We start from the raw sequence: 23,218 nt of genomic DNA on the forward strand, positions 1-23,218 counted from the left end.
TACATCTCAGCGGGAAGCACGATGCTCTGAGCCGCCGAATCCACTACCCGGGCACGCGTCCCACCCGGGCCGTGCCACTGGAGAAGACCAATGAACGCGGTAACCTACGTGAGACAGAACACGATTGCACTCAGACCGACCCTCGACTCGATGACTGGCGCGCGCTTGGCAGCCATCGCCCTCGCAACCATCACTGGCGGCGTGCATCTCTATCTCTACTGGACGCAGAGCTTCGTCCCGTTCTTACTCGCAGGAATCGGGTTCCTGACGATGGCGGCGCTCGTGCCGACCACGTTCGACCATCGACTGCTCTATCTGGGCGGGATTCCGTTCACGGCGATGCAGGTCGTCGCGTGGATTCAGTTGGGTATGCCCGACTTCCAACTCGGAGTGGCCGACAAGACGGTCCAGCTCCTGCTGATCTGCCTGCTCGGCTACCTCTACGTGAGTGAGCGGCGCAACGAAGCCACAGCCCGTGTCGACGTCGAAACCCCCGAGCCGAAAGGTGCGATACGATGAGCACCCACAGACGTGGGGTCCTGAAAGCACTCGCACTCGTGGCCGTTCTCGTGACGGCGATACTGGCTGGCTGTACGAGCGGCACGGCCGACGAAGGCGCTGCGGGACTACAGCTTCCGAACGAGCCGGACTACAAGGGCTACCTCGACAACACTGACAACTACGACTACACGCACGACATGCGTGGTCAGGAGGCGGTGACCATCGAGGTGGGGTCGAAAGGCAACATGGGCGACTACGGCTTCGGCCCCGCTGCGGTGGCGGTCTCACCGGGGACGACGGTGACGTGGGTGTGGACCGGCAGTGGCGGTACGCACAACGTCGTCGCTGACGAAGGGACGTTCAACAGCGGCCCGCCCGTCGCTGAGAAAGGGACGACGTTCGAGTACACCTTCGACAAGCCGGGAGTCTACCGATACGCCTGCGAACCGCACGAAGCGATGGGGATGAAGGGAGCGATATTCGTCACTCCGGATCAGTCTGGCGGCCCAAGTAGCGGCGCTGGTGCCGAGTCGGGCGATAGCTCCGGAAGCGAATCCATCGAGTACTCGGTGAACAGACACCTCGAACTCGGACACAGACTCGGGTGACCCCTCCGAGTTCAGAACACGATCCGCCAGCCGCGGGATGAGATGTTGTGCCGTACTCACGGGCTATGGCCCGGAAGAGTCTCTTTGGCGGTATCGTCGAACACGACGTCGAAGCATTTCCGCTGGGCGATACGGAGGTGCTCGTTGAACGTCGGTGCAGAGACGCCGAGTTGGGTGGCGACCTCTTCGCCGGTGTTCTCACGTGGCCACTCGAACATCCCGGCGAGATACGCCGTCTTCAGAGCGGTGTACTGTTTCTCCGTCAGTTCGCCCTCGACGGCAGAGCGAATCGACGAGCCCGTCGTGACCGACCGCTCGACAGTCCGTTGGGCGACGGGTTGGACGTTCGGGCAGTGCTCCTCGACGAGTTCGATGAGGGGCCGTTTGTCAGGCCCCGTGGGGAACTCTACGACGAACTGGAACGTGGTGTTCGCTATGGTTGCACCCGTAATCCGACCGCCGTGTGTCGCGATAGCGGCGAGGAAGTCGTCTCCGAGCGTCGTGACGAGTTCGAAGTTGTACACGTCGTTCCCAGAGTGGTTCAGATGGAGGAGGTCGACCAGCGGTGTCTGTTCGATGGCCGCTTGGAACTCCTCTCGTGCAATCCCGTAGATTTCCCCGAAGCTGAGCAGACCGTCGCTAGACTTGGTGAAATGATCGACGTCGACTCTCGCCTCGGACTCATTCGTGAGTGTGATGACCTCCTCAAGGACGCCGACGAGTTCGAACTTGAACTCGAGAGCCATGTCACTGACCAGTGCCTCCTTGCGCTCGATAGCAGTGATAGCGTGTCCGATGACTTCGCCAAGTCGTGAGAGCGTCTCAACTGCGGACGTAGAGAACACACTATCAGACGCCGCATAGACGTTCAACACACCGTAGAGGAGCCCTTCGTGGATGATCGGTACCGACGCACTCGACCGGTAGGCTGGTGTCTCCCGCTCTGGATGCCACGGCTCGACTTTCGTGGTCCCGTTTCCGGAAACCGCCACTTGTACCGCCTGTGTCTGGACAGCGGTGCTGATCGACTTCAGTGGGGAAGTCTCGTCGTCGGCTGTTATCTGGACGGGCGTGAGGTCGTTCAGGTCGATGCCGTCCGCTGCGAGTGGCGCGACTCGGTCCTGCGCGTGGTCGACGCCGCCAACCCACGCGAATCGAAACAGTTCGGAGTTGGCGAACTGCTCGCAGACAGCTCGTATGAGATCATCACGCGTCGAAGTCGTGATGACGGCGTGCGTGACATCCTGGCCGATGCGATTGAGTCGGTTGAGGGTGTCGAGCTGTTCACGCCGACGGGCCCGCTCGCGCACCTGGCGGTTCCGCTCGGTTGCGTAGTGTATCGAGCGGACGAGAAGATCGCTCGTCACCTCACGTTTGACGAGGTAGTCCTGAGCGCCGTGTCGAACTGCAGTGAGTCCGATCTCCTCATCGTCGAGTCCTGTGAGGACGATAACAGGTACGAACGCTGTCTCGTCGGTCACTGTAGCGAGTGTCTCCAACCCGGTGCTCTCGGGGAGATCGAGGTCGAGTAAGACGACATCGACAGTCCCCTCACGCACCCGGTCAAGCCCAGCGGTGAGTGTCTGTTCGTGAGAGAGCGTCACCCCGCCAGCTATCGAGTCGGCGGCCTCGACCCGTTGGAGAAGTGTCTCCACATCACGGAGCATCTCCTCGATGAGACGGGCGTCACCTGGGTTGTCCTCGATCAGCAGGACGTCGAGCGTCTCCTCGGCGTCACCAGTCACGGGGACCCACCCGAAGGTTGCCGGGCGCAGGAGGGAGCCTGAAGAGTGGCGATAGATAGACACAGGTCGACAGTCGCGGTAACTGCCGGTATCACCGCCGCGTTCCCTGAACTACGGGGAGCACTCACCGGCAGTTGCGCACTGGTACCGACGAGTTCGGGATGATGCGTGACCGAGTGGAGTTCATCGTTCACCGACGAATTACACTCCATGATGACAGAGGCTCCTCGGGAGGGGAGAAAAGTGTCCCGGCCAATCGGTCACAGTTGGTCGTCTCCAATTGTTCGCTGGCCTCGGGGGAATATGTCGCGGCCGGACGTTCACTTGGGAGGTCGCTGTTGGTCGTGAGCCAGGAATCCGTTTCACGATGTGAACGTTCCTTACTGGCAATCCGGCGATCAGGGACTCACCGGTCGGTGTTCGCATCGGCACTCCAGGGGAGAGAACGTTCCGAGAACCAGAGAGCAGTGTTCAATCGGCGACCTGGGGAGGAGTCGACTGAGCCTCTTCAGTCGCGGTGGGCCTGGCGATGACCTCACCGTCGGAGTAGACGACGACGTCACACCCAGCCATCGAGAAGCGAATCGTCGTGTTCGGCGAGGCGGGGATTCCGGGGGCCTGAATGAGCCGGTTCAGTGCATCCGGGTCGACGACTTCGTACATCGGCTCCATCTCCAGTGGGTCGACGCCGACCGCTTCGGAGACGGTGAGGACGACGGTCTCGGTGATCTTCCCCTGGCGGCAGACGTTCCTGACAGCGTTGGAGGGCTCGGTAGTCGTCGATTGCATACTCTCACAAAAGGAATACCATCCGATAGTTGCACCTCCAACTCACGTAGGACATCCGCGAAATCGACACTACATGTGTAGGTTTAGGAGTTGGTGACCCGAGAGACCGGCCGCTGCCTCGGAGGATAGAGAGACAGGGAGAACGCCCACGTCGACGGCCCCGCTCACCTCGCTCGTTACGTTCGCTCCTCGGGGACCGGAGACACCGCGCTACTGGTTCAGCCGAGGTAGTGAGAGTAGCACCAGCGCGTGGCTGAGCAGGGGGTCACCCCACCACCTCGTAGTGAAGGCGAGCAGCGTGGAGGGACGGACAGTGGTGGCTTGGCCAGCTACGCCGAGTCGCCGCTGAACAGCATCGCACAGAGTTTGCGTTCCGCAGCACGGAGGTGGCCGTTGAACGTCGGCTGTGTGATACTGAGCGATTCGGCGACCTCCTGACCGGTCCGGTCGCGGGGCCACTCGAAGTAGCCACTGTGGAACGCTGTCTTGAGTGCCTCCAGTTGCCGGTCTGTGAGTTGTTCGCTGAGTGCTGCGCCAAACGCTTGTTGTGAGTCGTTGTTCCGCTCTTTGTCCCGCCGTGCGATCAGGTCGGTGTCCGGATAGTGTTGCTCGAACCAGTTGACGAACGAGCGAACGTCCGTCGACTCCGGCAGTTCGACGACCACCTGTGCAGACGTGGCCGTGACGATAATCGACCGCGCGATTGCGCCGTACTCGATGAGTTGTGACGGAATGCTCATCCCCGACATCGCTATGACGAACCGTGCCACGCAGTCCCCACCATCGCCGGTCGTACTGATACACTCCAAGTGATCGACGCTCGGGATAGTCCCCGCGACGGCTTCGACCGACTCGGCAGCTGCCCCGTGGGCGGTGAAGAACAGACGGGTCGTCTCATCGGCCTGCGGCACGATGCCGTCGAAAGTGATCTCACAGTCGGTCTCGCGGGCCAGACGGCCGAGCAGGTCATCGGGCTCGTCGATCGCCAGTTCGAGTTCGACGACCGTGTCCGAGAGCAGTGCCTGCCGTGTCTGCACAGAGTTGATCGCGTTCGCGATGGTTTCACCCAACTCCTCGAACGTCTCTTTCGAGCGCTCGTCGAACCCGTCGGGCTCGGTCGTGTAGACGGTCAACACACCGTAGGAGAGATCACCGTACGAGAGCGGGACGCTGATGGCCGATCCGAAGTTGCGTGCCAGAGCGGCCTTTCGCCACGGTGCGCCGCGCAGGTCGGACGCGACGTTCGTGACGACCGTCGCCGCCTCGCTCGTCGCGGCTATCACCGACGGTGGCCCGGCGGCGTCTTCGGTCGTCAACGAGACGACGTCGAGATAGCCCTGGTCGTTGCCCGCCCACGTTCGCGGTCTGAGTCGCTCATCGACAACATCGCCGATCCAGGCGAACGCAAAGCGGTCTTCCTGGGTCAGCCGTTCACAGACCGCCTGCTCAATGGCCTCGCGCGTCGTCGTCTGGACGAGTACCTGGTCGATCTCACGGATGAGTTCGTTCGTGCGGTTGAGCGCTTCGAGTTGGCTGTTCCGCTCGGTCAACTCGCGTTCGTGCTCCCGAAGCGCCTCCTCGCGCTCGATACGGTCGAGTGTCGCCTCCGCGGTCGCCGCGAGGTTGTCGGCCAACATGACGGTCTGCTGGTCGAAACCCCCGGTCGTCTCCGAGACGATGGCGATGACGCCGTGGTTTCCGAGGGGTATCCAGAGCCCGCTTCGCACACTGGTCTCACGCAGAAGGCTGTAGTCGGTATCGAGAACGTCGTCGAGCGCAATCGTCTCGCCGGTGACGAAGCTCTCCCACGTAGCTGTTGGCTCCTCGGAGCCGACTGCCCCGAGGTCGTCGACGAGGCTCCTGAGCTCATCAGTGGTCGCTGCAGGCCGAAGAACGTTCGTCGAATCGTCGAACAGGAAGACCACGATGCCCGAGAGTTCGAGCACGTCGACCGCGGCATCGAGGACGAGACGGCTCGCTTCAGGCTTCGACTCTGCCTGGATGACGTCCCGACTCGCTCGGTGCAGTGCTGTCTGTGTCCGCTGGAAGTCCTTTCGCTCGATCGCGTGGCGAAGCGATCGCTGGAGCAGTGCGGGTGTCAACTCGTCTTTGATGAGGTACTCTTGCGCGCCCTGCTGGACGGCCTGGTCGCCAACACGCTCGTCGTTGTGGCCAGTCAGTACCACGATTGGAATGTTCTGAGAGCGTTCACGGACGGTTTCGAGTGTGTCGATGCCGGTGCTCTCGGGCAGCCCGAGATCGAGTAACATCACGTCGAATGCATGCTCCTCGAGAGAGTCCAGTCCCTCTTCGAGACGAGAGGCATGTCTGATTCCCTGCGTCGCCGTTGCCTGCTGACCGGCTGGCCGCTGTGTTCGGGTGGTCGCCTCCGAAAGCATCTCTTCGATGAGGCGGACGTCCCCCGGGTTGTCCTCGATCAACAGCACGTCGAGTGCGTCGGCTGGCATCACTCCTCGTCGGTGGTTGGAAGTCGAACGACCGACAGCCAGAACTGTTGGAACGACTTGACGGTCTCGATGAACTCTCCCGGGTCGACCGGCTTCGTCAGATACGCGTTCGCCCGGAGTTCGTACGATTTGACGACGTCCTCTTCGGCCTCCGAACTCGTCAGGATGATGACCGGGACGTTCGACAGTGGATGGTGATCGCGAATCTCTGCGAGCACCTCGTCACCGTCTTTCCGGGGCAGGTTCAGATCGAGGAGGATGATGTCCGGCCGTGGGGCGTCTGCGTACTCACCATGCCGAAAGAGGAATTCGAGGGCCTCGACACCGTCCGTCGTGATGTGCAGCTCGTTACAGATCTGCGCTTCCCTGAACGCTTCCTGAGTGAGTCGCACGTCGCCGGGGTTGTCCTCGACGAGCAGGATGTCGATCTCACGGCCAGCCGGATTATTCATCGCTCTCACCTGCTGCGGGAAGCGTGAATGTGAACGTTGAGCCCTCATCGGGTGTGGAGTCGACCCAAATCGCACCGCCGTGGCGTTCGACGATTCGTTCACAGAGCGCGAGACCGATGCCCGTTCCCGGATGCTTGTCAGGTGGGTGGAGTCGCTGGAACACCTGAAACACCCGTTCAGTGTCGTCGGGGTCGATGCCGATGCCTTCGTCACGGACGGAGAGCTCCCACATCTCACCGGCTCGCTCGGCGCTGACCGTAATCTCTGGTGGGTCGTCGCCACTGTACGTGATTGCGTTGTCGAGCAGGTTCTGGAACACCTGCCGGACCTGGTTCCGGTCGCCTTCGACGCGCGGCAGCGACTCGATGGTGAGGTCGGTGTCGGTCTCCTCGATGCGCATCTGGAGGTCCGTGCGAACGTCGTCGGCGATGTCGTCGAGTTCGACGGGTTCGATGGGGTCACCACGGGTATCGACGCGAGAGTACTTCAGGAGGCTCTCGATCATATCTCGCATCCGGTTCGCGCCGTCGACGGCGAACTCGAGGAACTCCTGACCGTCGTCGTCGAGTTCGTCAGCATACCGCCGCTCGATCAACTGGAGGTAGCTCGAGACCATCCGTAGTGGCTCTTGAAGGTCGTGTGAGGCAGCGTATGCGAACTGTTCGAGTCGTTCGTTGGACTCTTCGAGTTTCTGCTGGTAGCGCTTGCGCTCGGTGATGTCGTGGAAGTACACGGAGAGCCCCGACTCCGAGGGGTACGCGTTGAGTTCTATCCACATCTCTAACTCCTCGACGTACAACTCCAGCGTGGTGGCCTCCTGCGTCTCCATGGCCGCGTGGAACCGTTCTTCTAACTCGCTGTTGGTAACGTCGGGGAACACCTCCCAGATCGACCGGCCGAGCAGTTCCTCTTCGCTCATCTGGAAGATCTCAGCCGCCCGGTCGTTGATGTGGGTGAACCGGCCCGCTTCGTCGAGCGCGTAGAAGGCATCGGAGATACGCCCGAACACCTCGCTCAGTTCGGTCTCGAGCTCGCTTTTGCGGCGTTTGAGTTGGCGTTCACGGCGTTTGAGTTCGGTGATGTCTTCACCGGCAGTGATGACACGCTCGAGGTCGCCATCCGCGTCGAACACCGGCGTAGCGTTGATTCGGAAATGCATCTCCTCCGTCTCGGGAGGGGAGATGATGAGTTCCTCGTTCAACACCCGCTCTCCAGTTGCCATGACGCGTGCAGCCGGTGTTTTCTCGGGAGGGACTGGCTCTCCGGATGGGTCGTACAACTCCCACTCCTCGGCGTTGTCCGGACTCTCGATGAACTCCTGCTCGGAGAGTCCGAGAGCCTCTTGAGCCCGTTGATTGGCCATCACTGTCTCACCGTAGCTGTTCTGGACGGCGATGGCGACTGGCGCGGTCCGCAGCAGTTTCTCGGTCTGCTTCGACTCCTGAGCGAGTTCGCGTTCGTAGTCGCGTTGCTCGGTCTTGTCTCGGGTGACCTTCGTGAAGCCCCGGAGCGTCCCCTCATCGTCACGAATCGCCGTGATGACGACGTCCGCCCAGAACCGTGAGCCGTCGTTTCGAACCCGCCAGCCTTCGTCTTCGGCGCGGTGGTTCTCCCGTGCGATATCGAGGTTCTCTGTCGGAACCCCGTTTTCGACGTCTTCCTCGGTGTAGAACGTCGAGATATGCTGCCCGATAATTTCGTCTTCGGAGTAGCCTTTGATCCGTCGTGCACCCTCGTTCCAACTGGCGACGGTGCCGTCCGGGTTGAGCGTGAAGATAGCGTAGTCCTCGACTGCCCGGACGAACGCTCCGAACTCCTCGAGTTCGGAGTACTGGTCCGTTGGCGACTGCTCCGTGGCCGGCCGCCACCAGACGGTGGTCCCCGTGTCGAGTTGTTTGGTGTGTAGCTCACCGTTGTCTTCGAGTGCGACTAGGGTTTGTTTCGCGGTGTCAATTGGACACTCCAGTCGCGTCGCGAGTTCGGCGGCCGTCAGTGGCGTATGTGGCGTATCCAGGTTCGAGAACGCGCTTCGAACCTGCTCACGAAACGCGTCTGGCGTCGAGCCTGCAGCTCCCATGACCCAGCCATTGCAACGGAAAAACAAACGTTTAACTATTGACTAGATTGAAATTTTCAAACTATTGAGCAGCGAGCTGAATTGGGTGAAGAGTTGGTTCGTGTGTGTTGGTCGTCCCCTCGGTACCGACAGATAGCCACGAAGTGTCCTGTTACGGTTCTTCGGGAGCGTGTGCTCGAAGGCTGTCGTGAGCTCCGTCAGTGGAGCGACCTCTTCGTGCCTGGTTCATTCCCGTTGCGTCGACGCGACGTTTCGTGCGAGGCAGTTTCTGGAGCACGCGCTATGGAAGTCCCACCGCTCACAGTCCACCTCAGTTCCGTTCGTGGGCATAACGACGGTACTTCGACGTGGATTCCCCTCACTCCACTGCCAGAACTACCAGATTCGAATCGATTGCAGGTCGTATTGACATCCTCCTCCGCGTGAACGCGGAGGAATCCCACGGCACCGCACCGCTGGGTTGGGATATTAGGGTTTGCAGTCTACCACTTGTTCCTGCGGTTGGAATCCGCTGGACAAGTCATGAAGGTAGACTCCGGGCTGTGCCAACCAGCCGGTACTCCTATCCCCACCCAAACCGGGTGCAGACTCGGAGTTACTTTGATTGATGTCGAGACGGATATTTTCCGCCCCATTCACGTCAGCGTTGAACGCCGCATCGCACGTCTCGCACACGTACAAACCACGCTCGACACGCTGACTGTCGTCTGCTCTACCGCAGATACAACACGTCTTACTCGTATCACACTCGGATACCTCTACGACCTCGATACCCTCGACTTTCGCCTTGTACGTGAGAATCTTGATGAAGCGGTCGAACGCCCACCCGTGTAGGTCGAGGTTGCCGTGCCGACCCCAGTTTTTCGACTCGCCGTTTTCGCTCTCTCGAACACCTGCGAGCTTCCCGACGTTGATACGACACACGCCACGTTCGAGACACCTCTCAACGATGTGCTTCGCTAACGAGTGGAAGAAGTGTGTTCGGCGCTCCGACCACTTGTGATGCAAACGAGTGGCCTCAGAACCACCTGATTCGTCGCACTTGGCAATTTCTTTCGGGAAGTAGTATCCGTCCTGTTTCAAGCGGTTGCCGGGGTACAAGTCGGCTTGTTCGGTGCTGTACGAAACCGCCGCGAAGTTACAGATACCGAGGTCAACACCTGCTGTTTCGTCGCCCGGTGCGTCAGGGGTCTCCACGTCGTGCTTACAGACGAGGTGCAGTTCCCACAGTCGCTTGGCCGTGTTGTAGACCGCTCGAACTTGCTGGATGTTCTCGACAGTGGCACCGGGACGAGACTCGTAATTGACGAGGATGTAGTCCCAGTCTCGCGGATGGTCTTTGTGGTTCGCCCCTTTCGAGAGTCGCACACGATTGTTCTTCGTGTCGTGGCGGATGCCTTTCTGCTTCCACGTCACGGTCGAACGCGGGTGTTCTTCGTGGACGCGGTTGCCGTCGTTGTCGTAGTAGTTGCGTTTGCGGTAGCCGGGTGGATTCGCTCGGTCGTCGGACTTGCGTTTGCCGAACCACGAGGTGAAAGCTTCAGCGAGTTCCTCCAGAACGCGCTGACTGGACTGCGAATGCAGTCCCTTGTATGTTGGATGTGTCTTCAACTCGCGTTTCAGTTCGGCTTCATCAGGAATCTCGCCCGTTTCATCCCACTGTTCGCGGGAGTAGTAGTTAGCGACGTTCCACAGTTTCGACGCACTCCACCCATGTAAGTCAAGCATCCGAACCACTTGTGAGTGGTTCAGAACTTTGGCTCGGTAGGTGCGGTGGGTGTGCATCGTGAAACGCTTCCATAACAAGTTATGCCGTGTTCTATAGTGAGTGTTCGGATTACGGTGGAATATCCAGACGATTATCGCTCGTAGCGAGCGACCATCCATGTCGGATCCATCCTGCGCCTAAAGCCGCAGGTATTCTCCTTGATTCTGTATAACGGCTCAGTCGGTGTTGGGTTGGTCCTGTGAACGCCGCTACTGGTGAACCTCTCTGGACGCTCAGCGAAGCCATTCGGGACCGTCCATAGCTTGTTTTCCAGTGGCCTACCGCAATCCGGCGTCGCGAGGTTCGACGACGGTTTCGTGGTCAGAATCCGCTTCGTGCCGTCGAGCGAACTCAACTGTCATATTACGATTTGGCGCTTCTCCCCGGAACCCACACTGGAGGCAGAGGACGACCCACCATCCATTTCGCATGCGAGTATCATAATATCTCCAACCTCATAAAATATAGTATATCTTGAATTTAATATTCGCTGTCCAATGACTGGTGTCATAGCGTTCACCATCATCGCTCTGTCAATCGTCAGTGCTCTTGGCCAAGCGTTGTGGGGGGTGAGATCCAAAGAGTGGAGATTGACAGGTTTGAGGCGTTTCGTCGCGCTTAGTCCCCCGGTTGCACCACTATATCGAGCAGTTTGGTGGGTGGCTATGCGTTCACAACTCACCGACCTGCTCAACTGACTCCCGGGCGTACTCTCGAAAGCGAGTGTTCGCAAGCGACCCAGTGCTGTGTCCTTTCCCAACAGTAGCGAGTCGGTGACCCCCATCGCAGCGCCGTTGCGTGCCGAACTCGACGATTCGGTCGGAGCGTATGAACAGCGGCGTACTGTCATCTGTGCGGGCACGAGAGAGGCATCTTCGAAGTCGAGGATGTCGTGGAGTCGGTCGGGGGTAGTACGGACCGGTTCGCCAGTCAGCTCTCGGTAGAAGCGCCGATCGGGACAGGGAGGGACGAGTCCCACAGCAAACGCATCATATCTCTTTCAAAAGTGAGCCATCGGAGGGAACTATTCCGGTGAATCGATTCTCCAGAAGCATGTTGATTGCAGGAACCGGTGACGGCACGTGTCGCGTGCGCCTTGGCGATTATCGAATCCAGTGTATATTCGTGGATACGAAATAGGGGGTTCGAAAAGCATCCGTCAGGATAGGGTCAGCGGCGATTCGTGAAATCGCTCGGGAAATCAGCTCAGGTACGAGGCCGTTGACCTGCTCGTCAACACTGCGAACCGGAGGCTGGACAAACATCCATATCCCACAGCATTGAGACCGAACGTCCGGGCGAGAGTTCGCACACGAGAGCGACGCAGCCACAACGCATCCGGGAGCCGTACACAGAGTGTCAGCTTCAACGTGATATGGCCGTGTCAAGAGAAGCGATCAAACCTGCTCGACGATATGCCCACTCTAGTAGAGGACACATCAATGAGCCAGTGAGAAAACGTACACTGCTCTCTATCCCCGGTAAAAGCGTGTTTGAAGGGAGTTGTACGGTAGACGCTGCTGGTCGGGGGTTCGTGCTGGAGTTGCTGAAAATCGAAGTCGGATGGACGCAACGGTCGGTGATGAGTCGGAGAGGCCGTGAGCCGGTCGTCTGTGAGGTGTGAGACGAGTGCGATCACGAGCCGGTCACAGAGCGAGACAGCGCATTGCTGGTGGTTCGCTATCAGATAGTCGTACAGGTCCGTTGCGTATAGCGGTTTTTGCGTCGTGAGATGCGGCGAGAGGGGGTGGTACTGATGGAATCCCAACCGAGCGAATACAACAGAGGGAGCACCAGAGGACAATGAATTCGACACATGAGGGAGCACAGGGTAGGGAGAGCACCACCTTGAGCAGGGGTGATTGTGCCCTCGCATCGCGGTGTACAGAACCGTCGCGTCTTGCGGTTTTGCCGTCTGAGAAGGTCGTCGTGATGGCCAGTTTCCTGCTCGTTCAATTCCCTGAAACGCTTGAATTCAGCCATCTCAGCGAGCCGTCGAGAGAGCGAGCACACCGGAGTGTTTCCACAGGTATGGCTCACCCCCCTCTCGCAGGTACAGAGTCCTTCACAACTGCATATACCGGGGAGAGAGAGTAGTGTACAGATTGACCCCGGGGTCGACGCCCACACGAATGACCACTACACACGACAATTCAACCGGTTGGCAGTCCTCTGGAGCGTCTGATCGAGTAGTGTTGGAGTGACACGACACAGGCCAGTCACGACAACTCGTGTGTGTCGCTGAAGCGACTCGTCAGGTTGTGGATTGGTGGACGAGTGTGTCCGTGACGAATGTCCACTTTTGCGTTCGTCGCTGCTGATAGGTTTCTTGGGGACATCCCTCAATCACCATCGTCTCAGTGAGACGCAGAGACCACCAGCCGAGATTCAACCGGCGGTGATGGGGAGGGCATAATAGAACACCCCTCCGTTTCCAGTGCAGAAATTGACGTATCATCACCGACAGCACTCGATGACCCCATCTAGTTTCGACGCCTCCCTCGAGGCATCTATCATCTGGGTTGTGTGGTCCGTGTCTGTGTCTCTCGTGAGACGGGCTATCGTTCACGGTTGTATAAGCTAAGCGTTATATTCTCCCGATGCCGAGTAAAGATATCGCGGCCCGGTTTCGCTTCCTCTCGGTACGGTGGTCTCTGGGTTTCGGCGAGGTTCGACATCAATGTGGCAAGAGTACATCATAACGGCAGTAACGCTCGTCTTGACGGTCTCGGTCATCCCGACGATTCGTGATGAAGACGCACACGTCCCACTCGCGACGTCTGGGTTGACGACGGTAGGGCTCTTCGTGAAGACGCTGATGTTCGGGTCGATGGGGATGACCTCGCCGGCAGTCGGCGCGAGTCTGGGCTGTCTGATGTGGGCACTGCTCGCCTACCTCCGCTCGGGCATCCGTGAACGGCTCTTTCCCTCCACGTCTACGTCCCCGACCCCGGACTCGACGGTTGCGGAGTTCTCCGTCGGCGACGATTGAACGCGACCAACTGAGACGTCGCCACGGAGTATAGTGAAGTACCACGGGGACAAGTCCCGTGGCTTCACCGTTTAGGGTCTGCACCGCACCCGCAGGCGAATTTAATTCCCCTCGGCCTCGCGCTGACGCGCTCGGCTGGAATCAACACCCGAACACTCGGTGTGTCCGTGAGAGGGTCGGGGCCTCCACCAGCCCCCGACAACTCCCGTCTCACCGCCAACAGCGGGTTTTGAGAGGAGTCGCATTTCCAGTCCGAGCGACCGCTTCATATTGAGGTCTTCAATATCCTTCGCGGTCGTTACTCGCCCTACACTGGCCGATTAGTTTATTGTCCGTGTCGGCTTCACCCTCGGGGTCACGCCCCGAGGCACTCGCCATGCAATTCTGTAGAGCAATACCGCCTGTGTCCCCAGACCGACGACCGCTCGACACGGTGTCTCGGTCGGCGTCCGTCAGCGATTCACGACCGAAGTCGTGGGCGTCCGTCTCGAATCTGCGAGCAGCGAGTGTGTCGAGACAGTAGGGCAGCTATCGAGCTTCGAGGAGGGAGTCGCGCATGTGCCGGACGGTGTGGATTTCGGTGATTCCCGATGTGTCAAAGGAGAGTCGCTGTGGTGAGTACGACTCACTGTAGGTTTCCTCAAGCCGCGGTGGGCCACGTTTGGGGTCGTTGAGTGCCTTGAGGATAGTGTGGGCAGCATCGCGGCTCTCGGTGAGCCAGATCGCTTCTTCGGGGTCGCAGCCAGCGATCTTATCGAAGTCACTCGGGGCCGCCTCGAGGACGTCGTGGTTGACCCGCTCGGCTTCGGCCACGACGACGATGTCTCCGTCGTCATCAAGCCCGACGACATCCAATCGCATGCCATCCTCGAGATCGTGGTAGGTCCGTACCTCAGAGACTCGTGAGTTGGGATTGTTGCGGTACAGCTGTTCGAGATAGCGGCGAAGGACCTCGACCATCGCGACGTGGAGACTCGACTCACCGAGGTCGCCGCGTCCGTCACCGTGTGCGATGCCGAGCCTGTGGGATTCGTTGAGTGTTTCGCGGCCTGCAGCCGTCACCGTGTAGAGCTTCTGTGGACGGTCACAGTCGTGAGCGAGCACTCCATCGTCGATGAGCTCCCGGACAGCACTGGCTTCGATGCCCGTGTACTCCTGCAGCCGGACCATCGAGTCGTATACGATATCGTACTCCCACTCGGTATCGAAGCGCTGCTGGTGGGCGTTGTAGACCGCCTGCAGGAAGGACAGTTGTTGGTGGGTGTAGCCTGTCGCCGTGGCTTCAGCGGACGAGAGCTTGTACCTGAGCGAACACAGCGGGACGTCATCACGGTCGATGCGGCCCAATCCGTAACAACAGTCGACGGCCCGGAGAATTCCCTCACGGGTTGTCTCATACCGGGCATCACAGTGTGTACAGACGAACGCTGTACTCGTCGAGTCCCACTCGATTCCCTCCGGGAGGCGTTTGGTGTGCTCGAGAACGTGGCTACGGCCGTGATTGGCATCTACCGACGGCTCACGGTCGGTCTCGACGTTCTCGTAGGTCTGCCTGGATGCAATCGTGTCGATGCCGTACTGTTCGAACGTGTCTTCCTCGACAAACCGAGCCGCCGACTCGAAGGCAGTCTCCATCCCCGGAGTCAGTGGGTTCTCGCTCCACTCCAGCCCATCCGGAAGTGGCGCTGAGTTGAGCGTGAATGGGCGTGGCTCTGGCGTGTCGAACGCGCTTGGGAGACTCACCAACCATTCACCGCGCTTGAGGGCTCGAAGTCGGTTGGCCGCGTCAGTAGCGGACATATCTGCGGTTGCGAATCGCTTGGGAAGGACGGAATCGACCGAGACATTTCCAGAGACGATCGTCGAGACGTTGTTCAGCACTTCGGCGTACGCTCTGGGATTGTCGTCACGCAGCTGCTCGGGAAACTGCATCGCGAGCGTCATCGAGAGGCCGAAGCCACGGCCCTGACTGAGCAGTTCGGTGACGATGTCGGATGTGCCAACGTCCGCTGCTTCTTCCAGATACAGGTTGACCAGCTTTCGGTCGGCTTCATCTTGCTCGCTGGCGCGGCGTTTGAGCGCCGCCCAGAGATTCGAGAGCAAGACGAGCGTCATCGCGTCTCGTGCGTTCGAGCGCAAACTACTGGTGTCGAAGATGACCATCGTATCTTCGTCGAGCAGGTCGTAAAAGTCGAAATGCGGGTCGCCGTCTTCGGGGACGTGGTTGAATAGTTGGGCGAGGCGTGAATCACCAGGAATCTCGTTGATTCGCGTCTCAACACCACCCATCACAATCTCGAACGTCTGGATATTGTTCGACGTGATGCCACTGAGCATCGCCTCGAGTTCTGCATCAGTGACTGGTGGCGCATCCCCGGTGGCTTTCATCTGGATGGCCGCGTCCTGAAGCTCTCTGTGGGAAAACGCATCCTGGCCATGAACCGGATCGAACAGTGCCTTGATCAGATATCGAATGACAGCTGGTGATTGAACCGCCCTGTCGAAGCGCTCAGCACCCATCATCGCCCGGACTAGCTCGATGTAGTGGTCGGCGATATCTTCGACTGCTGTGGCCCGGGCGATACCATCGTCGAGGTACGGACGGACATCGAAAAACGAGAGTGCCGGAAGCATCTCTGCGCAGTCGAAGTGCAGGACGTTGTCGAGTGTCTTGTGCTTCGCGTAGTGAGCCCGCATGTACTCGGTCGGCATGCCATCGCCCTTCGGGTCGATAAAAATCGAGGGCCCATCCGTGAGGAGCTGATTGTCGAGCATCCCCCGGACGAGCAGTGAAGATTTCCCAGAGCCGGACTTCCCGACGACGATGAGGTGCATTCGCTGCATCAACGGCGGGACAGCGACGATGTTCGGGACGTTCTTTTCAGGCGTCTCCAGCACGCCGAGTGTGAATCCCTCCTCGTACTGAGAAAGGAGTTCAGGCACGGGCGCCCCGAGTTCTCGTCGTTCCTCGGGTGTCGTCGAGAGCAGCCGCTGGCCCTTATCCGTGAGTTTCGCGCCCTCGATGAAACAACTGTGAGCAAGCGTTCGTGGGTCCATCGTGAACGTGGGCTTGACGTCCGACCCGAACGCCCAACGGACAATCTTACTGCCGAGTGAGAGGGTTGGGATCCGCTGCTCGGCCATCTCCTCGACGAGCGTCTCAGTATCATTGCCGGACGTGGCCCCGACTTTGTAGTATGGGCCGTCGGCACTCATCATACCGTGCCAGAACGCATCGAGCGCTTTCTCTGCGTCCGGCCCGTCAGCAACTGCCCGGGCAGCAACCGTGAACGACTGTGTCTTGTTGGCAGCCTCTATCAGGTCGATTCGGTCTTGATGCTCTGGATCCGGCTCGACCTCTTTCTCCGGGTTGGTCGGCAAGATTAGATCAGCGACAAATCGCATTGCGACGGTATCTCGGTTCTCTTTGAGTCGGTAGATACGGTCCTCGGCACTGCGTTTCCAGGACGCTTTCGAGGTGATGAGCGTCTGGTAGACGACTGTCGCGTCCATTTCAGCGAGTCTGTCGATTGCAGCAGTGAGCGCCGGACGGCTGTCGAGTGTTGGTCCATCCTCAGTGACAGTCGGCCATAGCCCTGTTTGCCAGTCGTGGCGTCGGGTCCCCTCACCCCTGAACCGAATACCAGTGAGCGACTCCTCATCAAGCTCAGGAAGCGAGAGGTCATCTGCCCGCTCAATCGTGTAGCCGGGCATCGCTTGGCGAAGTGCCGACTCAAGTTGCTTGAGGGTTTGCTCACTCGCAGAGACGGTGTAGCGACACTCCCCATTCTCGACGATTGCACGCCACTCGAGAACCTCGTCAGTACTGGTGAGGTGATGGCAGGTCGTGAGACAGTCGAGGACTCGTCTCGGTATGAACTCAGTCGTCGCTGGGGTGAGCACTAGCGTCGGTCGGTCGTCCCAAACTGCAAACGGGTGATCGCTCACTGAATCGGCATCTTCAGACATTCAGTGAGAGTCTGCCAGCAGTGAGTTACCATAAGTTAGTAGGGTACTTGAAGTGGCAAGAATAGCTCAATAACAGACTTCACGAATTCGTTATTCCGTGTTTTAGGCATTATTGAGCCATTTCTACGCAGTTCTTAGAGCGCCGTTCTATTTACTGAGTTGTGATAGCTTTGGGAGCTCGGGCGAGTGGCGAGGAAGGTTGGCATCGACCACGCTTGACCTCTTCCGGCGCCTACGATTGCGGGAGCTTCTTCGTCGCTGGCTTTTCACCACGACTCTCGGCACGCGGCATCGGTGTCACCCGTACGAAGTGCGGGCTCGTCAGTGCACTATCTCTTGGCATGAGTTTCGCAGGCAGCTCACTTTGGATCGAAAAGGCTCATCGAACGTCGATAAATCGGGCGACCGAGCCAGTCACGAGTTGCAGCGAGTTGCTCAACCTTCGTGCGTGCTTCATCGTTCGTGAGACAGTTCCGCTTGACCAGTGCTCGAAGTACAATCGGAGAGAGTGCTACATGCGCGTCTGTCAGTCGCTGAAGCTCGGGAAGTGCGCGAAGGTCGTCGGTGATGAGGAAGTCAGCATCAATCACAGCACACAATCCCAAGCAGTGCGCCTCACCAGCATCTATTCGTGACGACTCGACGGAGGGTGTATCGACCTCGTGGACCGTAAGCTGGCTCATCAAATCAAGGACGGCAGAGGCTGCAGTACCATGGCTGTCTTCGTAAGCCGCCGTTGATTCCAGTTCCTCGATAACGAGCGTGGGGCAGTGGACATCAAACTCGTCGATGACCATCGAGAGCGTATCAGCTGTCGCAAGGGAAACGAGCGCGCTCGTGTCTGCGACAATCATCTCAACGTCAACCTACAGATCTGCCAGCTCATCGGCCAACTCCTCGCCTTGATCGAGAATCTGTTTGGACGCGCGAATCGATTCGGCATCTTGCCGCCCAACGAACGCTGTCAGCTCCTCAAACCCAATCTGGTCATCGAGATACAACTCAGTGACAGCCTCTTTGAACGCCGCATCCTCTTCAACCTCGTCGAGATACGCCTGCAGCGCCTCTTTGATGATATCAGTCCGGTTTTTGTGTGTCACCCGCGCCGCGACGTCTGCTTTCTCGATCAAATCCGCTGGCAACCGGAAGTTGACTCTCGTTGATCCCATTCGACTCACCTGTATGTACATTGTGTGTACGCCCCTATAAATCAGTGGGCGTCGTGGGCGAATTCCTCAACTCACGTTCACCACGGTGGCTGTGTCACTACCCAGTACTTCGCAGGTTTTTCGGCACTCGGTCTGGCCCGCCCCGCTCGCTTCTCCGCCAGTCGACTGCATCGCTCGTTGCACTCGCTTGCGCACTCGCCTCGCACCTCTCCGGTGCGCCAGCCACCAAGCGCACTGTCGGTTCTCGAGTCGCGAGAACACGCCACCGGCTTGTGTGCTGGCCGCTCGTGTCGCCTGGCCCAGCGCGCGGGCTGGTTGAACTTCGTCTACGGAAGCGCTCGCTCGCGCCCGGTGGGCGCTCGAAGGCGCGAGCGAGCGCAGATGGAGTTGTGACTGATGACGGGTCAGTCGGTGAGAAAACCGCGGTAATGGGCCGCGGAGTCGGCGCGTGAGCGCCTGTGGAGCAGGAACTCCAATGAGTAGTAAAATTAACAGTAGCAAAGAAGGTAGCGAAGTATTCGAACGAGTGGCGGATTCTGCGGTGCGGTGGGAAGTCGACGAGCAGGTGGAGTTGCGGGCAACGGTGGCGATGGAGACGCAGGCGACCATCGATTCGGACGTGATCGAGGCGATGGCGGCGGTCGAGAGCGGCGAGCGTGAACGGCCCTTCGGGATGACGCTCGAAGCCCAGGAGCGCTGGGAAGCCAGAGAAGCAGAGGTGCAAAGAACGCGTGCTCGGGAAGACCGGTCACAGACATCGAAACGGGAAGCGGTGTGTCGCGGGATGTCGGAAGCACAGTGTGGCCAAGAGACGGTCGAGCGGGTCAACCCGATGGATGATCTGGATACGGAGACGCGTAGAGCGGTCGAGACGCAAGCGGCGCGGATTGCGAGTCGGGTGCGTTGTGGGATGGCCCAGTCGGGTATCGCAGTCAGGATTGCTGAAAGAGTGAATGCAGGTGTGGAGTTCCAGATGGCTGTGCTCGACACATTGGACGAGGTGAAAGCGACTCCTGGTGCACTCGTTCCCATCGATGAGATCGGGACGGTGGGACGCAGTGAGGTCGACATCGAGGGTCGTATCTCGAAGCTGTGGACGCCCTCACACCCCTCGATTGCGCAGGTCGGTCTGTTGGAGGACGAGACAGGGACGGTCAAGTTCACCAGTTGGGCGCGGTCGAATCAGCCCTGGCTGGCGGCGGGCGACGTGGTCCGGCTGCGGAACGTCGCGTGGAACTACTACGGTAATCGCGTCTCGGTCGCCCTGACAGGCTGGTCGGCGGTGGTGTTCCGCTAATCGGCTCAGAAGCGGAGATCGGCTCGCTGCGCGGTTTTTCTTTCTGCTGTGGCTCCCAGTGCCCACGACCCCTCCTCCCCACCCACCGCTCCCGTGGCGACGCCACGGCAGCCACAACCTCCCGTGGACGGTTGCTGTTCGATATGCTTCGGGACACCATGAACGGATACTATTACGCTAGACAAGAACTATGTCCCCTGTGTACGAATGGTGAGTATGGGCAACTCGGATTCGACAACGGGCCCTCCTTCGTTCGAGGATCCGTTTGTGGGCGACGACGTCGAACAGCGAATCTACGGGACGATGCTCCAGACTCGCTCCCCGACAACTGCAAGTGTCATCGCAGAGCGAGTGGACTGTGACCCGAAGACCGCACGGAAGTACCTCGGGTGGTTCGCCGACCTCGGCATCGTTACCAAGCACGACGGGCGACCCGCGACGTACGAGCGCAACGACGCCTACTTCGAGTGGCGACGAGTCAACCAGCTGGCGGCGACACGCTCCCTCGACGAACTTCGCGAGCGAATCCGTGTACTGACTGCAACAATCAAGACGTACGAGCAGACCTACGACGCAGTGACCCCTGCAGAGGTTGACGCGTTGGCCGCCGCGGAGAGAGACCAAGAGCGTACTGTTGACGATACGTACGGGGACCTCGCCGACTGGCAAAGCGCCCGCGAAGAGCGCACTCGCCTCGAACGTGCTCGACAGCAGCGAGCAGGATCCGAACCGGAGTCGGTCTCAAGCTAACTGTGGTGCCGCCTGCAGGCGATGGGGGGAGTCCGGCCCCGCTCGACCGACCCATTCTCGAATTCTTCGAGACCCGACTCAACGCAGCAGAGTTCGTTGAGCGAGCTACGATTACAGACGAGAGTGGACACCTCGAACTGGCTGTCGAACTCACCACGACATACTATCCTGAAGCCATCGACGAGGCGACGCTCTCCATCCGATGGTACACCAACGATGACTTCAAAATCCATTACCGCGACGTAGCCAGTTCGTCCTGGGAGTGTCGGTGGGACCGACACCCGAATCCCCACAACATGCGTGACCACTACCACCCACCGCCAACCGCCCCAACACCGGGCGAGGATGCCTCGTGGCCAGATGACTTCCGTGACGTCCTCCGACTTGTGCTCGATGAGGTCGAGCGGCGAATCGAGGCGCTGTGGGGCGAAATATGACCACGCCCACCCACCGCTCCCGTGGCTCCGCCACGGCAGCCACGACCTCGAGTGGGATGGCAGAAAACGTCACTGTGGCCGTTGGTATCCTATCTGGTTCAGGCGCGGGAGACTCTCAACGAAATTCACTGGCTGTGATTGATTCGAGATACCCAACGCTGGCGTACCGATATTCGATTTGGTCACCATACCCACGTTGGGCAAGGAGTGTTTCAGCCGCTTTCCCAGCTGGTTTGTCTGTCGTCAAGAGGACAATGTGGTCTGCTTGACCGGTATCGAGCAGCTGAGCAGCAAGCCCGATGAGTGCCGTGTCTGCTTTCTCGATGATGTCCTCGTTTCGGTCAGTCGCATTAGCGATGAACCGTCGGGCCTCGTCCATTACAGTCGAGACCTTCGGATTGGTGTAGTCAAGCGCTGGAGCAACGACGGTCCAACCTTCGTCAAATCCGGCTTGGTAGGGGATATCTGCTGAGGGATAGTCTTCTGCAGTCGGGTCACCCCCCAATTCTTCGTAGACGCGTTGGGGGACCAGCAAGATGACACCCGCTTGTCGAACTGCTCTGCGTAGCCGTTGGAATTTCTCGTTGTCCGGTCCGCCACACCGAACGAAGACACCAGTATCGACGATGTAGGCAGTCGTCATTCAGTAGTGTTTGCGTACTCAGCAGCGACTGGCTCCAGTGCCTGGAGGATTATCTCGGCTTCAAGCGGTGAGATATCGAGCTCTTGAGCCGTGATACGATGGTTGACCCTCCCATCAAGATATTCGTATGCGTACTCCAGGGCGACAGCAAGCCCGTCGAGACCGTGTCGCTCGACGTACACATCGATGTCCTCGTTCTCATCGCGACGAGCGACAGCTGCGATGAGGGCTGGCGTTATCGTTTGCGTCTCTCCATTTGTCGAGAGCGTGAGCGAAATTGACTCCGCATCGTATTCGTACGGTCGCTGCTCACGAGTCTTCTCCACCAATCCGGATGCTTCCAGCTTTTGGACGTAATCGTACGCGGTCCCTTGTGGAATGTCGAGTTCGTTGATGATCTCAGAGACAGTGACTGGACCGGACCGTAGAATGCGAGCGTACATTCGGGCGAGTACTGGTGTCTCAAGGAGGTCGACAACTATCTGGAGTTGCTGAATCGGTGGCTGCCCAGACCGAGGGGATGATTGGGCCATCTCTATTTTGAATTATTCGTAATTCGTAATAAGGCTTCTGCCGGTCAACTGGCCGGCGACTGCTGGGTATCGTCTTTCGAACCTGCTTGTCTCCGTCCACCCCCGATTCGCAGGCTGAGTTGCTGGAAGGCGACTCTGGAGCGGTCAAGTTCACCAGTTGGGCGCGGTCGAACCAACCCTAGCTGGTACGGGCGACGTGGTCCGGCTGCGGAACGTCGCATGGAACTACTACGGTGAGCGCGTGTCGGTCGCCCTGACGGGCTGGTCGGCGGTGGTGTTCCGCTAATCGGCTCAGAAGCCGAGAGCGGCTCGCTGCGCGGTTTGTTTTCATGTTGTGCCTCCCAAGTGCCCTCGACCCCATCTCTCCCCCCACCGCTCCCGTGGCGACGCCACGGCAGCCACAACCTCGGTTTGACGTTGACAAAGAGCCGAATTGTCAGTTACCCACGACTGAAGTCGTGGGCTTGTCGGTGGACTCCCCTTCTGCCGTCGAATTGACGGAGGCGGTGTACTCGCCGTTCAGGTTCAACATCCCCGACGTTAGCGCACACTGACAGGGTGCGCCTCCACTCGAAGACGTCTGCCCCGAGTGGAGTTTCTTGAGCAGTTTACGAGCGATGTTCTTGCTCGCGTTGTAGTCCGCGTTCAGTTCGTACTCGCACTTCTGACACACGAACTGGTGTTTCGACCGCCTGTTGTTTTCGTGTGTAAACCCACACGACGAACACCGTTGAGATGTGTACGCAGGACTCACTTGCTCCACCTCGATGCCGTACATCTCGGCTTTGTATTCGACGCACTGGGAGAGGCGTCGAAACGCCCATGCGTGAAATCGCTTTGCACCAGCCATTCGCTTGCGAATGTCGGTCAGATTCTCGAATGCGATATGCGTACAACCGTGGTCGCGGGCTTCGTCGAGAATCTGAGTCGAGGCTTGGTGCAGTTCGTCTTGCATCCAACGGTGTTCACGGTCGGTCATCGACTGGATCGACAGGTGGGCCGACCGCGTGCCCGTCTGTT

General features: G+C 59.2%; 19 protein-coding genes and 1 pseudogene. 7 read left to right on the plus strand and 13 right to left on the minus strand.

Annotated features, from left to right (window positions below; genetic code table 11):
- Positions 1-150 precede the first annotated feature (150 nt).
- Both M1L36_RS12300 and M1L36_RS12305 read left to right on the plus strand, forming a co-directional pair.
- Entirely contained in the window at positions 151-519 is a 369-nt protein-coding gene (locus M1L36_RS12300) for a hypothetical protein (RefSeq protein WP_250874028.1), read from the plus strand.
- Entirely contained in the window at positions 516-1,109 is a 594-nt protein-coding gene (locus M1L36_RS12305) for a halocyanin domain-containing protein (protein ID WP_250874029.1), read from the plus strand. The genes M1L36_RS12300 and M1L36_RS12305 overlap by 4 nt, the downstream gene beginning before the upstream one ends.
- Before the next feature lie 56 nt (positions 1,110-1,165).
- On the opposite strand, the gene M1L36_RS12310 is transcribed toward M1L36_RS12305, so the two are convergent.
- Both M1L36_RS12310 and M1L36_RS21600 read right to left on the minus strand, forming a co-directional pair.
- The gene (locus M1L36_RS12310) at positions 1,166-2,419 is read right to left on the minus strand and encodes a bacterio-opsin activator domain-containing protein (RefSeq protein ID WP_250874030.1); all 1,254 of its coding nucleotides are present in this window, start codon (positions 2,417-2,419) and stop codon (positions 1,166-1,168) included.
- Between the two features lie 99 nt (positions 2,420-2,518).
- Positions 2,519-2,776, minus strand: a pseudogene (locus tag M1L36_RS21600) (response regulator); the annotation flags it as partial.
- Between M1L36_RS21600 and M1L36_RS12315 the strand changes: the two are divergent.
- Positions 2,699-2,896 (plus strand): hypothetical protein, encoded by a 198-nt coding sequence (locus tag M1L36_RS12315; RefSeq protein ID WP_250874031.1) that lies wholly within the window; start codon positions 2,699-2,701, stop codon positions 2,894-2,896. The pseudogene M1L36_RS21600 and the gene M1L36_RS12315 sit on opposite strands and share 78 nt — an antisense overlap.
- Before the next feature lie 429 nt (positions 2,897-3,325).
- On the opposite strand, the gene M1L36_RS12320 is transcribed toward M1L36_RS12315, so the two are convergent.
- From M1L36_RS12320 to M1L36_RS12340, 5 genes are all read right to left on the minus strand, one after another.
- Positions 3,326-3,643 (minus strand): HalOD1 output domain-containing protein, encoded by a 318-nt coding sequence (locus tag M1L36_RS12320; protein ID WP_250874032.1) that lies wholly within the window; start codon positions 3,641-3,643, stop codon positions 3,326-3,328.
- Positions 3,644-3,972: 329 nt separating this feature from the next.
- On the minus strand, positions 3,973-6,111 hold the full coding sequence (locus M1L36_RS12325) for a bacterio-opsin activator domain-containing protein (protein ID WP_250874033.1): 2,139 nt from the start codon (positions 6,109-6,111) through the stop codon (positions 3,973-3,975).
- Complete coding sequence (locus tag M1L36_RS12330; protein WP_250874034.1) at positions 6,111-6,563, minus strand: response regulator; 453 nt, start codon at positions 6,561-6,563, stop codon at positions 6,111-6,113. The genes M1L36_RS12325 and M1L36_RS12330 overlap by 1 nt, the downstream gene beginning before the upstream one ends.
- A complete protein-coding gene (locus M1L36_RS12335) occupies positions 6,556-8,640 on the minus strand; it encodes a PAS domain S-box protein (protein WP_250874035.1) in 2,085 nt (694 codons plus the stop codon). The genes M1L36_RS12330 and M1L36_RS12335 overlap by 8 nt, the downstream gene beginning before the upstream one ends.
- A 468-nt stretch (positions 8,641-9,108) precedes the next feature.
- The gene (locus M1L36_RS12340) at positions 9,109-10,425 is read right to left on the minus strand and encodes an RNA-guided endonuclease InsQ/TnpB family protein (RefSeq protein ID WP_250874036.1); all 1,317 of its coding nucleotides are present in this window, start codon (positions 10,423-10,425) and stop codon (positions 9,109-9,111) included.
- Between the two features lie 2,663 nt (positions 10,426-13,088).
- Between M1L36_RS12340 and M1L36_RS12345 the strand changes: the two genes are divergently transcribed.
- The gene (locus M1L36_RS12345) at positions 13,089-13,400 is read left to right on the plus strand and encodes a hypothetical protein (RefSeq protein ID WP_250874037.1); all 312 of its coding nucleotides are present in this window, start codon (positions 13,089-13,091) and stop codon (positions 13,398-13,400) included.
- Between the two features lie 528 nt (positions 13,401-13,928).
- Here the strand turns inward: M1L36_RS12345 and M1L36_RS12350 are convergent.
- The 3 genes from M1L36_RS12350 to M1L36_RS12360 all read right to left on the minus strand — a co-directional run bounded on the left by M1L36_RS12350 (position 13,929) and on the right by M1L36_RS12360 (position 18,538).
- A complete protein-coding gene (locus tag M1L36_RS12350) occupies positions 13,929-17,369 on the minus strand; it encodes a type IV secretory system conjugative DNA transfer family protein (RefSeq protein ID WP_250874038.1) in 3,441 nt (1,146 codons plus the stop codon).
- A gap of 359 nt (positions 17,370-17,728) precedes the next feature.
- A complete protein-coding gene (locus M1L36_RS12355) occupies positions 17,729-18,223 on the minus strand; it encodes a PIN domain-containing protein (RefSeq protein ID WP_250874039.1) in 495 nt (164 codons plus the stop codon).
- Positions 18,224-18,235: 12 nt separating this feature from the next.
- On the minus strand, positions 18,236-18,538 hold the full coding sequence (locus tag M1L36_RS12360) for a CopG family ribbon-helix-helix protein (RefSeq protein ID WP_250874040.1): 303 nt from the start codon (positions 18,536-18,538) through the stop codon (positions 18,236-18,238).
- A gap of 448 nt (positions 18,539-18,986) precedes the next feature.
- Between M1L36_RS12360 and M1L36_RS12365 the strand changes: the two genes are divergently transcribed.
- From M1L36_RS12365 to M1L36_RS12375, 3 genes are all read left to right on the plus strand, one after another.
- The gene (locus M1L36_RS12365; RefSeq protein WP_250874041.1) at positions 18,987-19,835 is read left to right on the plus strand and encodes a hypothetical protein; all 849 of its coding nucleotides are present in this window, start codon (positions 18,987-18,989) and stop codon (positions 19,833-19,835) included.
- 216 nt (positions 19,836-20,051) lie between these two features.
- Positions 20,052-20,585 (plus strand): DUF7342 family protein, encoded by a 534-nt coding sequence (locus M1L36_RS12370; protein WP_369694227.1) that lies wholly within the window; start codon positions 20,052-20,054, stop codon positions 20,583-20,585.
- Between the two features lie 2 nt (positions 20,586-20,587).
- The gene (locus M1L36_RS12375; RefSeq protein WP_250874043.1) at positions 20,588-21,022 is read left to right on the plus strand and encodes a toxin-antitoxin system TumE family protein; all 435 of its coding nucleotides are present in this window, start codon (positions 20,588-20,590) and stop codon (positions 21,020-21,022) included.
- A 115-nt stretch (positions 21,023-21,137) separates the two neighbouring features.
- Here the strand turns inward: M1L36_RS12375 and M1L36_RS12380 are convergent, their stop codons facing one another.
- From M1L36_RS12380 to M1L36_RS12390, 3 genes are all read right to left on the minus strand, one after another.
- Positions 21,138-21,665 (minus strand): PIN domain-containing protein, encoded by a 528-nt coding sequence (locus M1L36_RS12380; protein WP_250874044.1) that lies wholly within the window; start codon positions 21,663-21,665, stop codon positions 21,138-21,140.
- On the minus strand, positions 21,662-22,198 hold the full coding sequence (locus tag M1L36_RS12385) for a DUF7437 domain-containing protein (protein WP_250874045.1): 537 nt from the start codon (positions 22,196-22,198) through the stop codon (positions 21,662-21,664). The genes M1L36_RS12380 and M1L36_RS12385 overlap by 4 nt, the downstream gene beginning before the upstream one ends.
- Positions 22,199-22,634: 436 nt before the next feature.
- The coding region (locus M1L36_RS12390; protein WP_250874046.1) for an RNA-guided endonuclease InsQ/TnpB family protein at positions 22,635-23,218 on the minus strand (584 nt) is incomplete at its 5' end.

It is taken from the genome of Halomarina rubra (genome assembly GCF_023699475.1).
GTDB classification, from domain to species: Archaea; Halobacteriota; Halobacteria; order Halobacteriales; family Haloarculaceae; genus Halomarina; species Halomarina rubra.

Excerpts from the sequence above, each read along its gene's own strand:
- M1L36_RS12350 (WP_250874038.1), bottom strand. The coding sequence starts at position 17,369 with ATGTCTGAAGATGCCGATTCAGTGAGCGATCACCCGTTTGCAGTTTGG.
- M1L36_RS12335 (WP_250874035.1), bottom strand. The coding sequence starts at position 8,640 with ATGGGAGCTGCAGGCTCGACGCCAGACGCGTTTCGTGAGCAGGTTCGA.
- M1L36_RS12355 (WP_250874039.1), bottom strand. The coding sequence starts at position 18,223 with ATGATTGTCGCAGACACGAGCGCGCTCGTTTCCCTTGCGACAGCTGAT.
- M1L36_RS12380 (WP_250874044.1), bottom strand. The coding sequence starts at position 21,665 with ATGACGACTGCCTACATCGTCGATACTGGTGTCTTCGTTCGGTGTGGC.
- M1L36_RS12385 (WP_250874045.1), bottom strand. The coding sequence starts at position 22,198 with ATGGCCCAATCATCCCCTCGGTCTGGGCAGCCACCGATTCAGCAACTC.
- M1L36_RS12320 (WP_250874032.1), bottom strand. The coding sequence starts at position 3,643 with ATGCAATCGACGACTACCGAGCCCTCCAACGCTGTCAGGAACGTCTGC.
- M1L36_RS12325 (WP_250874033.1), bottom strand. The coding sequence starts at position 6,111 with ATGCCAGCCGACGCACTCGACGTGCTGTTGATCGAGGACAACCCGGGG.
- M1L36_RS12370 (WP_369694227.1), top strand. The coding sequence starts at position 20,052 with ATGGGCAACTCGGATTCGACAACGGGCCCTCCTTCGTTCGAGGATCCG.
- M1L36_RS12345 (WP_250874037.1), top strand. The coding sequence starts at position 13,089 with ATGTGGCAAGAGTACATCATAACGGCAGTAACGCTCGTCTTGACGGTC.
- M1L36_RS12300 (WP_250874028.1), top strand. The coding sequence starts at position 151 with ATGACTGGCGCGCGCTTGGCAGCCATCGCCCTCGCAACCATCACTGGC.
- M1L36_RS12360 (WP_250874040.1), bottom strand. The coding sequence starts at position 18,538 with ATGGGATCAACGAGAGTCAACTTCCGGTTGCCAGCGGATTTGATCGAG.
- M1L36_RS12305 (WP_250874029.1), top strand. The coding sequence starts at position 516 with ATGAGCACCCACAGACGTGGGGTCCTGAAAGCACTCGCACTCGTGGCC.
- M1L36_RS12330 (WP_250874034.1), bottom strand. The coding sequence starts at position 6,563 with ATGAATAATCCGGCTGGCCGTGAGATCGACATCCTGCTCGTCGAGGAC.
- M1L36_RS12340 (WP_250874036.1), bottom strand. The coding sequence starts at position 10,425 with ATGCACACCCACCGCACCTACCGAGCCAAAGTTCTGAACCACTCACAA.